11 protein-coding genes are annotated in these 14,282 nt (G+C 70.9%); 7 read left to right on the top strand and 4 right to left on the bottom strand.

Features of this window, described 5'->3' with window-relative positions; all coding sequences use genetic code 11:
• Window positions 1-47 precede the first annotated feature (47 nt).
• Complete coding sequence (mutM, locus tag PV682_RS16240) at window positions 48-908, top strand: bifunctional DNA-formamidopyrimidine glycosylase/DNA-(apurinic or apyrimidinic site) lyase (protein WP_319730308.1); 861 nt, start codon at window positions 48-50, stop codon at window positions 906-908.
• Here mutM and PV682_RS16235 read toward each other — a convergent pair.
• Window positions 887-1,279 (bottom strand): winged helix-turn-helix transcriptional regulator, encoded by a 393-nt coding sequence (locus tag PV682_RS16235; RefSeq protein WP_319730306.1) that lies wholly within the window; start codon window positions 1,277-1,279, stop codon window positions 887-889. The genes mutM and PV682_RS16235 overlap by 22 nt on opposite strands.
• A 67-nt stretch (window positions 1,280-1,346) precedes the next feature.
• Window positions 1,347-2,381, bottom strand: a complete 1,035-nt coding sequence (locus PV682_RS16230) for a CAP domain-containing protein (RefSeq protein ID WP_319730304.1) — start codon at window positions 2,379-2,381, stop codon at window positions 1,347-1,349.
• 192 nt (window positions 2,382-2,573) lie between these two features.
• Between PV682_RS16230 and PV682_RS16225 the strand changes: the two genes are divergently transcribed.
• The 4 genes from PV682_RS16225 to PV682_RS16210 all read left to right on the top strand — a co-directional run bounded on the left by PV682_RS16225 (window position 2,574) and on the right by PV682_RS16210 (window position 8,753).
• Entirely contained in the window at window positions 2,574-2,855 is a 282-nt protein-coding gene (locus PV682_RS16225) for an acylphosphatase (RefSeq protein WP_055721882.1), read from the top strand.
• A 357-nt stretch (window positions 2,856-3,212) separates the two neighbouring features.
• Window positions 3,213-3,416 (top strand): hypothetical protein, encoded by a 204-nt coding sequence (locus PV682_RS16220; RefSeq protein WP_010353869.1) that lies wholly within the window; start codon window positions 3,213-3,215, stop codon window positions 3,414-3,416.
• A 186-nt stretch (window positions 3,417-3,602) separates the two neighbouring features.
• Complete coding sequence (smc, locus tag PV682_RS16215; protein WP_319730301.1) at window positions 3,603-7,145, top strand: chromosome segregation protein SMC; 3,543 nt, start codon at window positions 3,603-3,605, stop codon at window positions 7,143-7,145.
• 192 nt (window positions 7,146-7,337) lie between these two features.
• On the top strand, window positions 7,338-8,753 hold the full coding sequence (locus PV682_RS16210; RefSeq protein ID WP_319730298.1) for a sugar porter family MFS transporter: 1,416 nt from the start codon (window positions 7,338-7,340) through the stop codon (window positions 8,751-8,753).
• 110 nt (window positions 8,754-8,863) lie between these two features.
• Here PV682_RS16210 and PV682_RS16205 read toward each other — a convergent pair whose 3' ends face one another.
• Window positions 8,864-9,835, bottom strand: a complete 972-nt coding sequence (locus PV682_RS16205; protein ID WP_319730296.1) for an LLM class flavin-dependent oxidoreductase — start codon at window positions 9,833-9,835, stop codon at window positions 8,864-8,866.
• A gap of 412 nt (window positions 9,836-10,247) precedes the next feature.
• On the opposite strand from PV682_RS16205, the gene ftsY reads away from it, so the two are divergent.
• The gene (gene ftsY / locus PV682_RS16200; protein ID WP_055724392.1) at window positions 10,248-11,426 is read left to right on the top strand and encodes a signal recognition particle-docking protein FtsY; all 1,179 of its coding nucleotides are present in this window, start codon (window positions 10,248-10,250) and stop codon (window positions 11,424-11,426) included.
• Between the two features lie 153 nt (window positions 11,427-11,579).
• On the opposite strand, the gene PV682_RS16195 is transcribed toward ftsY, so the two are convergent.
• On the bottom strand, window positions 11,580-12,233 hold the full coding sequence (locus tag PV682_RS16195) for a bifunctional DNA primase/polymerase (RefSeq protein ID WP_319730293.1): 654 nt from the start codon (window positions 12,231-12,233) through the stop codon (window positions 11,580-11,582).
• Window positions 12,234-12,693: 460 nt separating this feature from the next.
• Here PV682_RS16195 and nsdA point away from each other — a divergent pair, with 460 nt between their 5' ends.
• Window positions 12,694-14,172 carry a transcriptional repressor NsdA gene (gene nsdA, locus PV682_RS16190; protein WP_319730290.1) on the top strand — a complete coding sequence of 493 codons (1,479 nt, stop codon included), beginning with the start codon at window positions 12,694-12,696 and terminating at the stop codon, window positions 14,170-14,172.
• The last annotated feature ends 110 nt before the right edge of the window (window positions 14,173-14,282 follow it).

The raw sequence follows: 14,282 nt of genomic DNA, 5'->3' as shown, positions 1-14,282 counted from the left end.
GCCCCCTCGCCGGGGCCGGGCGCTCGGCTCACATCCGGGGGAGTGCCATGCCCGAGTTGCCCGAGGTCGAGGTCGTCCGGCGGGGTCTTCAGCGGTGGGTGGCCGGGCGTACGGTCGCCGACGCGGAGGTCCTGCACCCGAGGGCCGTCCGCCGTCACCTCGCCGGCGCGGACGACTTCGTCCACCGGCTGAAGGGCCACCGCATCGGCACGCCGGCCCGGCGCGGCAAGTACCTGTGGCTGCCCCTCGCGGACAGCGGCCAGGCGATCCTCGCGCACCTCGGGATGAGCGGCCAGCTCCTGGTCCAGCCCCCGGACGCCGCCGACGAGAAGCACCTGCGCATCAGGGTCCGTTTCGCGGACGAGGTCCGCACCGAACTCCGTTTCGTGGACCAGCGCACCTTCGGCGGCCTCTCCCTCCACGACACGACGGACGACGGCCTCCCGGACGTCATCGGCCACATCGCCCGCGACCCGCTGGACCCCCTCTTCGACGACGAGGCGTTCCACGAGTCCCTGCGCCGCAAGCGCACCACGATCAAACGCGCGCTCCTGGACCAGTCCCTGATCAGCGGCGTCGGCAACATCTACGCGGACGAGGCCCTCTGGCGCAGCCGCCTGCACTACGACCGCCCGACCACCGGCTTCACGCGCCCGCGCACGACGGAACTCCTCGGCCACGTCCGCGACGTGATGAACGCGGCCCTCGCCGTCGGCGGCACCAGCTTCGACAGCCTGTACGTCAACGTCAACGGCGAGTCGGGCTACTTCGACCGCTCCCTGGACGCGTACGGCCGCGAGGGCGAACCCTGCAACCGCTGCGGCACGCCGATGCGCAGGCGGCCGTGGATGAACAGGTCGAGCTACTTCTGCCCGAAGTGCCAGCGTCAGCCGCGCGTCTCGTCGTAGCGGGCGCGCGCCACGAGGACGTCGTCCATGTGGCCCTCGACGAACTGGATCAGCGTCAGCAGGCGTTCGGCGACCTCGCGGCCCAGGGGCGTCAACTCGTAGTCCACGCGCGGGGGGTTGGTCGGCTGGGCCTCGCGGTGGACGAAGCCGTCGCGCTCCAGGGCGTGCAGCGTCTGGGAGAGCATCTTCTCGCTCACGCCGTCGACCCGGCGGCGCAGTTCGTTGAAGCGCAGGGAGCCTTCGTACAGGGCTCCGAGTGTCAGGCCACCCCACCTGCCGGTCACGTGTTCCAGCGCTCCCCGGGAGACGCAGGCTTTCGCGAACACGCTGTACGGCAGGTCCTCGACCGGGGTCTCCTGGGTGCTGGTCATGGGGTAAGGGTAGGGGAAACGAGCGCTTACCGACAGGTTGCACTAACCAGAGGTAAGCGCTAACCGGTCAGTAGCCGAAGTCCTGCGTCCACCACGGCCCGCCCGAGCCGAAGTGCACCCCGACCCCCAGCGTCTTGAAGTCGCAGTTCAGGATGTTCGCCTTGTGGCCGGGGCTGTTCATCCACGCCTCCATCACGGCGGCGGCGTCGCCCTGGCCCCGGGCTATGTTCTCCCCGGCGAGGTCGCTGATCCCGGCCGCCGCGGCCCGGTCCCAGGGGGACTTGCCGTCGGGGTCGGTGTGGTCGAAGAAGCCCCGGGCTGCCATGTCCTCGCTGAACTTCTGCGCGAGATCGGCGAGGGCGCTGTTCGCGGACAGGGCGCTGCAACCGACCTTCGCGCGCTCCTCGTTGACGAGTACGAGGACCTGGGCGGCGGCCTGGAGTTCGGCGGACACGGCGCTCGCGGCCTTGGCCGGTGCCTTCGCGGCGGGCGACTTGGCGGAGGCTTCCTTCTCCTTCACCGGCGCCTCGGCCGCTTCGGAGGGGCTGGCGGAAGGTTTCGCCTCGGTGGCCTTCTTCTCAGGCGCCTTCTTCTCCTTCTCCGGCGCGGGGGACGGCTTCGGCGCGAGAGAGGGGGGTGCCGACGGGGTGGACGCCCTTGGTGCCGTGCCGGTCGCGCTGTCCGCCGTACCGGCGGCCCCGCCCTGCTCGGAGGCCGCGTTGGTGGGGGAGTCGGAGGCGCGGACGTGGTCGCCGGAGGCGTCCGAGGTGCTGTCGCCGCCGAGCTTGTAGCTCTCCAGGCCGGGGACGAGGCCCGACGTCACGGCGACCGCGCCGAGCGCGACGGCGGCGGAGACACCGAGGAGGCCGGCGCGGACGGGGCGCTTCCTGCGGCGCCGGTGCGGAGTGCCGGCGGCCGTCTCGGCGGCGCTGTCCGTCGCGTACAGGTAGTCGGAGCTGAGCGCGTTGGCGTCCGCGTACGCCTCGGGGTCCACGGAGGGCGGCATGCCCATGCCGGGGGTGTGGTCCTGCCCGGGCCCGTCGGTGCCGTACGCGTGGCCCGTCTCGGCGCGTCCGGCGGCTGCGCGTCGGTGGCGTCCCATCTGGTGGCCTTCCTCGTCCTGCGGCGTTCCCGAGCACCCCGAGCGACGCGGTCCCCGAGCCCTGTGGTCGCCGACTCCTCGCGGTCGCCCCGAATCACTCGATCGGGTGAGTTTCTTTTGGGTGGGGACGGTACCCCATGACGTCCGAGGAGGAAGTGTCCTGAGCGACATCGGTCTGGTTGGGTGGCCTCCATGAGCGAGGATGCACGACTGGTCGCCTGGGTCCGTGGACACGTACAGGGCGTGGGATTCCGCTGGTTCACGCGGGCCAAGGCGCTGGAGATCGGAGGGCTGAGTGGTTTTGCTCTCAATTTGGCCGACGGGCGCGTACAAGTCGTCGCCGAGGGGACCCGGCGTGACTGTGAGGGACTGCTGGACTGGCTGACAGGAGACGACACGCCCGGCCGCGTGGACGGTGTCACCGAGATTTGGGACACACCGCGCGGCGGGTACGACGGGTTCGCGATCCGCTGAGCCCCGAGCGGCCGGGCGGTGCGCGCGGGCGGGGCGTCGGAGGAAAAGAAGCAGGTGGTTGCCAAGAAGCACGCGCTCTGGCAGGCTCCCCGTCCAAGTGTGACCGCCGCGCCCCCGGGCTCCGCGAGGCTCGCAGCACCGCCGACCGGCGCCGTGCTCGCCCCCCGGACCGCTCCGCACGGGGCGTGATCGTGTTGACCGTCAAACTTTTTGGTGAGACGCTGAGGGAACCCCGCGCACCTAGCTGTTCGGCATGGATGAACGGCAGCTACAACAGATCCTGCCCAGAAGCCGGGTGCGATTCCCTCACGACCCACACCGCTTCGGTCGGTCACTCAGTGTGGAGGACCATCCATCATGGCAAAGGCGCTTCTCGGTTACGTCGGCGGTTCCGACCCGCGACTCCTCGCCGAGATGCGACGGCTCCAGCAGCGCGTCCAGGATCTGGAATCCGAGCTCGGACGGATCCAGGCCGAGAACGACGCACTGACGGCTGCCGCTTCTCACGACAGGCTCATGGAGAGCATCGACGCACACCAGCCGGAGCCTGCGTTCACCTGATCGCTGCTGCACCGCTCCACGGCACCGTTTGAGTTGTCAAGATTTGCAAGGGACGCCTCGGCGTCCCTTCTTTTCTTTCCCCGGCGTCTTCTATCGGGCCCCGCTCACTCTCTATAACGTGTGGTGTGCCCGGCGCGTTCAGCCATGAAACCGCCGGGCCGCCCGGCGTTGGTAGAGTCCGACGGCGTGCACCTCAAGGCCCTGACCCTGCGCGGTTTCAAGTCGTTCGCCTCCGCGACCACGCTCCGGTTCGAACCGGGGATCACCTGCGTCGTGGGGCCCAACGGGTCGGGCAAGTCCAACGTCGTCGACGCGCTCACCTGGGTCATGGGCGAGCACAGCGCGAAGTCGCTGCGCGGCGGCAAGATGGAGGACGTCATCTTCGCCGGCACGACCGGCCGCCCCCCGCTCGGCCGGGCCGAGGTCTCCCTCACCATCGACAACTCCGACGGCGCGCTGCCCATCGAGTACGCCGAGGTCACGATCACCCGGATCATGTTCCGGGGCGGCTCCAGCGAGTACCAGATCAACGGCGACACCTGCCGCCTCCTCGACATCCAGGACCTCCTCTCCGACTCCGGCATCGGCCGTGAGATGCACGTCATCGTCGGCCAGGGCCAGCTCGACTCCGTCCTGCACGCCGACCCCATGGGCCGCCGCGCCTTCATCGAAGAGGCGGCGGGCGTCCTCAAACACCGCAAGCGCAAGGAGAAGGCGCTCCGCAAGCTCGACGCGATGCAGGCCAACCTCTCCCGCGTCCAGGACCTCACCGACGAACTCCGCCGGCAGCTCAAGCCACTCGGCCGGCAGGCCGCCGTCGCACGCCGGGCTGCCGTCATCCAGGCGGATCTCCGAGACGCGCGCTTGAGGCTGCTCGCCGACGACCTCGTACGCCTCCGCGCCGCGCTCCAGACCGAGATCGCCGACGAAGCCGCCCTCAAGCAGCGCAAGGAGACGGCTGAAGGGGACCTCAAGAAGGCGCTCCAGCGCGAGGCCCACCTCGAAGACGAGGTCCGCCGCCTGACGCCCCGCCTCCAGCGCACGCAACAGACCTGGTACGAGCTCTCCCAGCTCGCCGAACGCGTCCGGGGCACCATCTCCCTCGCCGACGCACGCGTGAAGAGCGCGACCTCCGCACCGCCCGAGGAACGCCGGGGCCGCGACCCCGAGGACCTCGAACGCGAGGCGTCCCGCGTCCGCGAACAAGAAGCGGAACTGGAAGCCGCCCTCGAAGCCGCCGAACGCGCCCTGGAAGACACCGTCTCCCACCGCGCCGACCTCGAACGCGAGCTCGCCGCCGAGGAACGCCGCCTCAAGGACGCCGCCCGAGCCATCGCCGACCGCCGCGAGGGCCTCGCCCGCCTGGGCGGCCAGGTCAACGCGGCCCGCTCCCGCGCGGCCTCGGCACAGTCCGAGATCGACCGGCTGGCGGTCGCCCGCGACGACGCGCAGGAGAGAGCGGTAGCCGCACAGGAGGAGTACGAGTCCCTGAAGGCCGAGGTGGATGGCCTGGACGCGGACGACGAAACCCTGACGCAGGCCCACGAGGCAGCGAAACGCTCCTTCTCGGAGGCGGAGTCAACGCTGAGCGCGGCGAGAGAAGCGGCGACAGCGGCGGAACGCCAACGCGCGGCGACCAAGGCGAGGCACGAAGCGCTCTCCCTCGGCCTGCGCCGCAAGGACGGCACGGGAGTACTGCTCGCGGCGAAGGACAGGCTCACGGGGGTGCTGGGCCCAGCGGCTGAGCTGCTGACGATCGAGCCCGGTTACGAAGTCGCCCTCGCGACAGCCTTCGGCGCGGCGGCGGACGCGGTGGCGGTCACGGGGGTGAGGCAGGCGGCGGAGGCGATCAGGCTGCTGCGGAAGCAGGACGGGGGGAGGGCGACGCTGCTGCTGGCAGGGGGAGAAGTGCCTTCCAAGGGCGCGACACCCGCACCCGCCACACCTCCTCTCGCCACCGACCTGGTCCGCGCCCCCTCCGACCTCCTCCCCGCGATCCACCACCTCCTCCACGACATCGCCGTGGTCAACTCCCTCGAAGAAGCCGAGCAGTTGGTCCGCCAGCACCCCCACCTCACCGCGGTCACCACAGAAGGCGACCTCCTCAACCCCCACTTCGCCACCGGCGGTTCCGCCGGAGCCCCCAGCCTCCTCGAAGTCCAGGCGTCCGTGGACGAAGCGGCGGCGGAACTGGAAGAACTCGCCGTCCGCTGCGAGGAGTTGGCGGCACAACAGGACGCCGCGAAAGAGCGCCGCAAGGAAGCCGCGGCCCGAGTCGAGGAGCTGGCCGACCAACGCCGTACCGCGGACCGGGAGAAGTCCGCGGTCGCCCAGCAACTCGGCCGCCTCGCAGGCCAGTCGAGGGGCGCGACCGGCGAGGCGGAGAGAGCCACCGCGGCGGCGGCCCGTGCGCAGGAGGCTCTGGACAAGGCCCTGGAAGAAGTGGAGATCCTCGCCGAACGCCTCGCGGTCGCCGAGGAGTTGCCCGTGGAGGAGGAACCCGACACCGCCGTACGCGACCGCCTCGCGGCGGACGGCGCGAACGCCCGCCAGACGGAGATGGAGGCCCGCCTCCAGGCCCGCACGCACGAGGAACGCGTCAAGGCCCTCGCGGGCAGGGCGGATTCACTGGACCGCGCGGCGCGGGCGGAGCGCGAGGCGAGGTCGAGGGCGGAGCAGCGGCAGCGCAGGCTGGCGTACGAGGCGTCCGTGGCGACGGCCGTGGCGGAGGGTGCCCGGCGCCTGCTGGCCCACGTCGAGGTCTCCGTACAGCGGGCGGCAGCCGACCGCGCCGAGGCCGAGGCGGAGAAGGCCGCGAGGGAACAGGAGCTGGCGGCGGAGCGGACCGTCGGCCGGGACCTGAAGGCCGAGTTGGACAAGCTGACGGACTCGGTGCACAAGGGAGAGGTGCTCGGCGCCGAGAAGCGGATGCGGATCGAGCAGGTCGAGACGAAGGCGCTGGAGGAGCTGGGGGTCGAGCCGGAGGGCCTGGTCACGGAGTACGGCCCGCATCAGCTCGTACCGCCGTCGCCCCCGGCGGACGGGGAGGAGCCGGCGGAGGACCCGCGGCCGGTGCCGTTCGTCCGCGCGGAGCAGGAGAAGCGTCTCAGGGCGGCCGAACGGGCGTACCAGCAGCTCGGCAAGGTGAACCCGCTCGCGCTGGAGGAGTTCGCGGCGCTGGAGGAACGCCACAAGTTCCTCAGCGAGCAGCTCGAAGACCTGAAGAAGACGCGCACGGACCTCCTCCAGGTCGTGAAGGAGGTGGACGAGCGTGTCGAGCAGGTGTTCAGCGAGGCGTACCGGGACACGGCGCGGGAGTTCGAGGGGGTCTTCGGCCGCCTCTTCCCCGGTGGTGAGGGCCGGCTGATCCTGACGGATCCGGACAACATGCTGACGACGGGCGTGGACGTCGAGGCCCGCCCGCCCGGCAAGAAGGTCAAGCGGCTGTCGCTGCTGTCGGGCGGGGAGCGGTCCCTGACGGCCGTGGCCCTGCTGGTGTCGATCTTCAAGGCGCGGCCGAGCCCGTTCTACGTGATGGACGAGGTGGAGGCGGCGCTCGACGACACGAACCTCCAGCGGCTGATCCGGATCATGCAGGAGTTGCAGGAGTCGTCGCAGCTGATCGTCATCACGCACCAGAAGCGGACGATGGAGGTCGCGGACGCGCTGTACGGGGTGTCGATGCAGGGGGACGGGGTGTCGAAGGTGATCTCGCAGCGACTGCGTTGAATTCAAGACTTGAACGCATTCCGATCCAGGAGTGACTGTCATCTCACATCACCCGGCATTGGACTTCACAACTTGAAGACATAGTCTCTGGGGCGTTGCTTTTCCCTTCAGGTGGTGGGCGGCGGCGTGCTGTGCGCCACTGGAGGGGCTGACCGTGGCCGGCAGCGTTGCCGGTGGCCCGAGGAGTTGATCGTGACCAGCACAGCGCAGGCGTCCAAGTCCGGAGCCCAGGCTCATCCCGATCATCTCGGGCACGTCATCTTCATCGCCGCCGCCGCGGCGATGGGCGGGTTCCTGTTCGGGTACGACAGTTCCGTCATCAACGGCGCCGTCGAGGCGATCCGGGACCGGTACGACATCGGGTCCGCCGCGCTCGCGCAGGTCATCGCCATCGCGCTGATCGGCTGTGCGATCGGGGCGGCGACGGCCGGGCGCATCGCCGACCGGATCGGGCGTATCCGGTGCATGCAGATCTCCGCCGTGCTGTTCACGATCAGCGCGGTCGGCTCCGCGCTGCCGTTCGCGCTGTGGGACCTCGCGCTGTGGCGGGTCGTCGGCGGGTTCGCGATCGGGATGGCGTCCGTCATCGGCCCCGCGTACATCGCCGAGGTCGCGCCGCCCGCGTACCGGGGGCGGCTCGGGTCCTTCCAGCAGGCCGCGATCGTCATCGGGATCGCCATCTCGCAGCTCGTCAACTGGGGGCTGCTGAACGCCGCCGGCGGGGATCAGCGCGGGAAGCTGATGGGGCTCGAAGCCTGGCAGGTCATGCTGGGTGTGATGGTCGTACCGGCCGTGCTGTACGGGCTGCTGTCCTTCGCGATCCCCGAGTCGCCGCGGTTCCTGCTGTCCGTCGGCAAGCGGGAGCGGGCCCGGGAGATCCTCGCGGAGGTCGAGGGCGAGAGCGCCGACCTCGACGCGCGGGTCGCGGAGATCGAGCACGCGATGAAGAGCGAGCACAAGTCGACGTTCAAGGACCTGCTCGGCGGCGGCTTCTTCTTCAAGCCGATCGTCTGGATCGGCATCGGGCTCTCCGTCTTCCAGCAGTTCGTGGGCATCAACGTCGCGTTCTACTACTCGTCCACCCTGTGGCAGTCCGTCGGCGTCGACCCGACCGACTCGTTCTTCTACTCCTTCACGACGTCGATCATCAACATCGTCGGTACGGTCATCGCGATGATCTTCGTCGACCGGGTGGGCCGCAGGCCGCTCGCCCTCATCGGCTCCGTCGGCATGGTGATCGGCCTCGCGCTGGAGGCGTGGGCGTTCTCGTACGACCTCGTCGACGGCAAGCTCCCCACCGCCCAGGGCTGGACGGCCCTCGTCGCCGCCCACATCTTCGTCCTCTTCTTCGCCCTCTCCTGGGGCGTGGTGGTCTGGGTCTTCCTCGGCGAGATGTTCCCCAACCGCATCCGCGCGGCGGCCCTCGGCGTCGCCGCCTCCGCGCAGTGGATCGCCAACTGGGCGATCACGGCGAGCTTCCCGTCCCTGGCCGACTGGAACCTCTCCGCGACGTACATGATCTACACCGTCTTCGCGGCCCTCTCCATCCCCTTCGTCCTCAGGTTCGTCAAGGAGACCAAGGGCAAGTCCCTGGAGGAGATGGGCTGAGGCCCTCCCCGATCCCGGGGAGGAGGACCAAGTCCCCGCTGTCCTTCTCCCCGAACACGACCGCCGCCCCCGGATCTCCGGGGGCGGCGGCTTTCGTATGCGGGGCGCCCTCAGTCCCCGGCCTGCGGCAGCACCCGCTCCGCGAACAGCCGCAGGCTGCGCCAGCCCTCCTCGATCGGCATGCCCCCGGCCAGGGGGTGGAGGACGAGGTTGCCGAGGTTCTGGGCCAGGCATTCGGCGGGGGTGAGGATTCTGTACACGCCCTCCTCGCGCAGTTCGTCGACGGTCGTCGCCGAGGAGCGGACCACCGAGTGGATGTCCGTGGACTGCCAGGCGGCGTACGTGCGGGCCTCGTGGAGGAAGTGGTGGCCGTAGGCCCGCCAGGTCCGGTCGGGGGATTCCGAGAGGTGGAGGAGAGGGGTCTCGGCCGGGGGCATCAGGACCCAGCCCTCGGTGCCGTACTCCTTCAGGCGGGCCGTGTAGTACGACTCCAGGGCCGGGAGATGGGCGCTGGGGAAGAAGGGGAGGCCCAGGCGGGCCGCCCGGCGGGCGGAGGCCTCGGAGGAGCCGCCGACCAGGAGCAGGGGGTGCGGGGCCGTCGCCGGGCGGGGGGTGACCCGTACCTTGCGGCCCCGGTACGTGAAGTCCTCGCCGGTCCACGCCTGGAGGAGCGTCTCCAGGAGCTCGTCCTGGAGACGGCCCCGGCGCTCCCAGGGGACGCCCGCCCGGTCGTACTCCTCGCGGCGGTACCCGATCCCGGCCACCGTCATCAGGCGGCCCCCGCTCAGGAGGTCCAGTACGGCGATGTCCTCCGCCAGCCGCAGGGGGTCGTGCAGCGGGCCGATCGCAGCGGAGACGGTCACCGCGAGGCGCTCCGTCGCCCCCAGGACCGCGCCCGCGAACGTGAACGGCGACGGCAGCCAGTTGTTCTCGGCGCCGTGGTGCTCCTCCGTCTGGACGGTCGTCACGCCGTGGCCGTCGGCGTACGCGGCCATGCGGAGAGCGGCCTGATAGCGGGCCGCGAGCTCGGCGGGGGTGGCGTCCGGGGCGGCGAGGTTGAAGCGGAGCACGGAGACGGGCATGGCGGGCCCCTTCGTCGGTGGGGGAGGGACCGTAGCCGAGGGGGCGTCAGATGGCCAGGGATACGGCGATGGCGCGGCGCACGCCGGGCGGGGCCACACGAGCCCCGGCCTGCCGCGTGCCCGACGGGGGCTCCGGCCGCGGGGGCGTGTGGACACCACGCCGGACGACGGCCCGGCTCGGCCCGACCCGGCGCGCTCTGCCTCACCCGGCCCGGCCTGGCGCGCCCCGCCCGGCCCGATCCGGCCCGGCGCGCCCTGCCCTGCCTGGCGCGCCTGGCGCTGCCCTGCCCGGCGCGCCCGGCACGGCACGGCACTGCCCCGCCAGGTCCGGCTCTGCCTCACCCCGCTCGGCCCGGAGGGTCTCTGTGGGCGACGGCCCGCCGATCCTGAGGTCACGCATACTGGACCCGTTATGGAAACCGTCATCCTTGTAGTCATCATCGCCGTGGTCCTCCTCGGTGCGATCGGTGGACTCGTCGTCGGGACGCGGCGCAAGAAGTCGCTGCCCGCGCCGCCGCCGTCCACCACGCCCGACCTGACCGCGCCACCGGCCGAACCGCACGTCGGTGACGAGGCCGAGACGCCGCGCGACGAAGAGCGGCGAACCATAGAGGAAGTCGACCTGCCGGCCGCGGTGGAGCCCGAGGCCCCCGCGATCGAGGTCCCCGAGCCCACGGCCGGGCGCCTCGTCCGGCTCCGCGCGCGGCTCTCCCGGTCGCAGAACGCCCTCGGCAAGGGCCTGCTCACGCTGCTGTCGCGCGAGCACCTCGACGACGACACGTGGGAGGAGATCGAGGAGATCCTCCTCACCGCCGACGTCGGCGTCATGCCGACGCAGGAACTCGTCGACGGGCTCCGCGAGCGCGTGAAGGTGCTCGGGACGCGGACGCCGGACGAGTTGCGGGGCCTGCTGCGGGAGGAACTGCTCAAGCTGGTCGGCACGGACGTGGACCGTGCGGTCCAGACCGAGCCCGAGGGGCGCAAGCCGGGCGTCGTCATGGTCGTCGGGGTCAACGGGACCGGGAAGACGACCACGACCGGCAAGCTGGCGCGGGTGCTCGTCGCGGACGGGCGGACCGTCGTGCTCGGCGCCGCCGATACGTTTCGCGCCGCCGCCGCCGATCAGTTGCAGACGTGGGGGGAGCGGGTCGGGGCGTACACCGTGCGCGGGCCCGAGGGGGGTGACCCCGCCTCCATCGCCTTCGACGCGGTGAAGGAGGGCAAGGAGATGGGCGTCGATGTCGTGCTCATCGACACGGCCGGGCGGTTGCATACGAAGACCGGGCTCATGGACGAGCTGGGGAAGGTCAAGCGGGTCGTCGAGAAGCAGGCGCCGCTGGACGAAGTGCTGCTCGTGCTGGACGCGACCACGGGGCAGAACGGGCTCGTTCAGGCTCGGGTGTTCGCCGAGGTCGTCGACATCACGGGCATTGTGCTGACGAAGCTGGACGGGACCGCCAAGGGCGGGATCGTCGTGGCGGTGCAGCGGGAGCTGGGGGTGCCGGTGAAGTTGATCGGGCTGGGGGAGGGGGCGGACGATCTGGCGCCGTTCGAGCCTGAGGCGTTCGTCGATGCGCTTATCGGGGACTAGGGGTGCCTACTGGGGTGCCGGGTTCTGTTGTGTGGCGGCTGCGGGTTCGTTGTGGTTGTTCGCGCCCACGCGGCGGAAGCCGCACATCGAACACAGCCCCGCGCCCCTGACGGCATAGAGTGCCCGTTTCTTTTATGAGAAGCGGGCACTTTTTTATGCCCTTGACCTGTGTGCCACGTACGCCAAAGTGCCCAGCAACAGCCTTGCCGCCGGGGGCTTCGTCGCCGAGTCCAGGTCCGGGGGTCGGAGCCATGTCACCGGGCCCAGCCCTCCCCTGTCCGACGGCGGTGCCGTGATGTACGCGCCCTTGCCCAGGCCCCTCAGGTCCAGGGTCGTCGGGTCGTCCCAGCCCATGCGGTACAGGAGGTCGGGGAGGGAGGCTGCCGCGCCCGGTGCCACGAAGAAGTGGGCCCGGCCCTCGGGGGTCGCCGTGACCGGGCCCAGGGGGAGGCCCATGCGCTCCAGGCGGCTCAGGGCTCTGCGGCCCGCCGCCTCCGCCACCTCGATCACGTCGAACGTGTGGCCCACGGGCAGCATCGCCGTCGCGTCGGGGAAGTCGGACCAGACGGACGTGGCCTCGTCGAGGGTGGCGCCCGCCGGGAGGTGGGGGGCGAAGTCGAGGGGGTGGGCGCCGGGGGTGCGGCAGGGGTGGCCGCAGGAGCAGACGCCGGAGACCGTGTGCGCGCCGGGGACGACGTCCCAGCCCCACAGGCCCGTTAACTCGGCGACGGCCGTGCACTCGGGGGAGCGACCGCGCCTGCGCGCGCCGGAACGGATCTCGCGAATGCCGCCGATCGTGAAGCCCATGCCCCCTCCAACGGGTCCGACGCACCGGTGGTCACGCAAAGAGCGTGCGGCGTGACTCTCCGTACTCATGATCTCCGGAACGCCCTCGGACCGGGGCGGCGCACTGAGGCGCGAGGGTGGTGAAGCCGCCCGTGCGCGCCCCCGAGTGCACCTTTCCGTTCGCTCGGGCCGTCCCGCGTCAAGTCAATCGCGTGCGCGCCACTCTGAGTTCATCCGAAGGGGTGGCGAATGGTGGCGATTCCCGGAACGCCATGGCCGGACGGGTGATCGTAGGATTACTTTGAGTGTGCGGGGCCTGGGGGTACACGCACCAGTGGGTATGCCACCGGCAAGTCGTCCTTCTGTTCGAAGGGTGACAAACGCCGGACGGCAGGGCTATTTACCGGCATTCTGATAAGGCTTGGCGCAGTCGGGCGACGCGGTCCGTACCGCAAGTGGTCTCAGGGATGGGGGCGTTCCAGTGAGCGGCAACGAAAGCGGCGGGACGAGCACGGACAAGCGTCCGAACGAACTGCTCTCCTCCTGGTTCGTCCGCAGCGGCTGGTCCAAGGGCGAACTCGCCCGCCAGGTCAACCGCCGCGCCCGCCAGCTGGGCGCGGGCCACATCTCCACCGACACCTCCCGCGTACGCCGCTGGCTCGACGGCGAGAACCCCCGCGAACCCATCCCGCGCATCCTCTCCGAGCTGTTCTCCGAGCGGTTCGGCTGCGTCGTCTCCGTCGAGGACCTCGGCCTGCGCGCCGCCCGCCAGTCCCCCTCCTCCGGCGGCGTCGACCTCCCCTGGACCGGCCCCCAGACGATCTCCCTGCTCAGCGAGTTCTCCCGCAGCGACCTGATGCTGGCCCGCCGCGGCTTCCTCGGCACCTCCCTCGCCCTGTCCGCGGGACCCACCCTCATCGAACCCATGCAGCGCTGGCTGGTCCCCTCCCCGCCGAGCACCCCCCGCGCCTCCGGCCCGCTGCCCACCAGCCGCGCGAGGGGCCGCCTCTCCCGGCAGGAACTGGAGCTGCTGGAGGCGACGACCTCGATGTTCCGCAAGTGGGACGCCCAGTGCGGCGGCGGACTGCGCCGCAAAGCCGTCGTGGGCCAGCTCCACGAGGTGACCGACCTCCTCCAGGAACCCCACCCCGAGTCCACCGCCAAACGCCTCTTCAAGGTCGCCGCCGAACTCGCCGAACTCGCCGGCTGGATGTCGTACGACGTGGGGCTCCAGCCCACCGCGCAGAAGTACTTCGTCCTCGCCCTGCACGCCGCGAAGGAAGCCGGGGACCGCCCCCTCGGCTCGTACATCCTCTCCAACATGAGCCGCCAGATGATCCACCTCGGACGGCCGGAGGACGCGCTGGAGCTGATCCACCTCGCGCAGTACGGCAGCCGCGACTGCGCGAGCCCGCGCACCCAGTCGATGCTGTATGCGATGGAGGCCCGCGCCTACGCCAACATGGGCCAGCCGGGCCGCTGCAAACGCGCCGTGCGGATGGCCGAGGACACCTTCGCCGACGCCACCGACTGGGACGAGCCCGACCCCGACTGGATCGGCTTCTTCACCGAGGCCGAGCTGTACGGCGAGAACAGCCACTCCTACCGCGACCTCGCCTACGTGGCCGGCCGCAGCCCCACGTACGCCTCCCTCGCCGAACCCCTGATGCTGCGCGCCGTCGACCTCTTCGCGAAGGAGTCCGACGACTACCAGCGCTCCTACGCGCTCAACCTGATCGGCGTCGCCACCGTCCACCTCCTCAAGCGGGAGCCCGAACAGAGCGCGAAATACGCCACCGAGGCCATGGCCGCCGCCAAGCGGGTCCGTTCCGAACGCGTCAACACTCGTATCCGAAAGACCGTCGACAACGCCGCCCGCGAATTCGGCGACCTCACCGACGTCGTCGACCTCACCGACCGCCTCGCCGCCGAACTCCCCGAGACCGCCGAAGCCGTCTGACGCACCCGTCGGACCCCGCGACCCCGGCCGCGGCCGGCCCTCCCGAACTGCCCGACTCGGCTCCCCCATGCCAGGTCATTTCGGAGGCCGGCCGCGGCCGGCCTGTGTCC

Origin of the sequence: Streptomyces niveiscabiei, from assembly GCF_033794345.1 — a bacterium.
Classification (GTDB): domain Bacteria; phylum Actinomycetota; class Actinomycetes; order Streptomycetales; family Streptomycetaceae; genus Streptomyces; species Streptomyces niveiscabiei.
The sequence above is the reverse complement of the archived record's forward strand: the minus strand, read 5'-3'. Positions and strand labels throughout refer to the sequence as shown.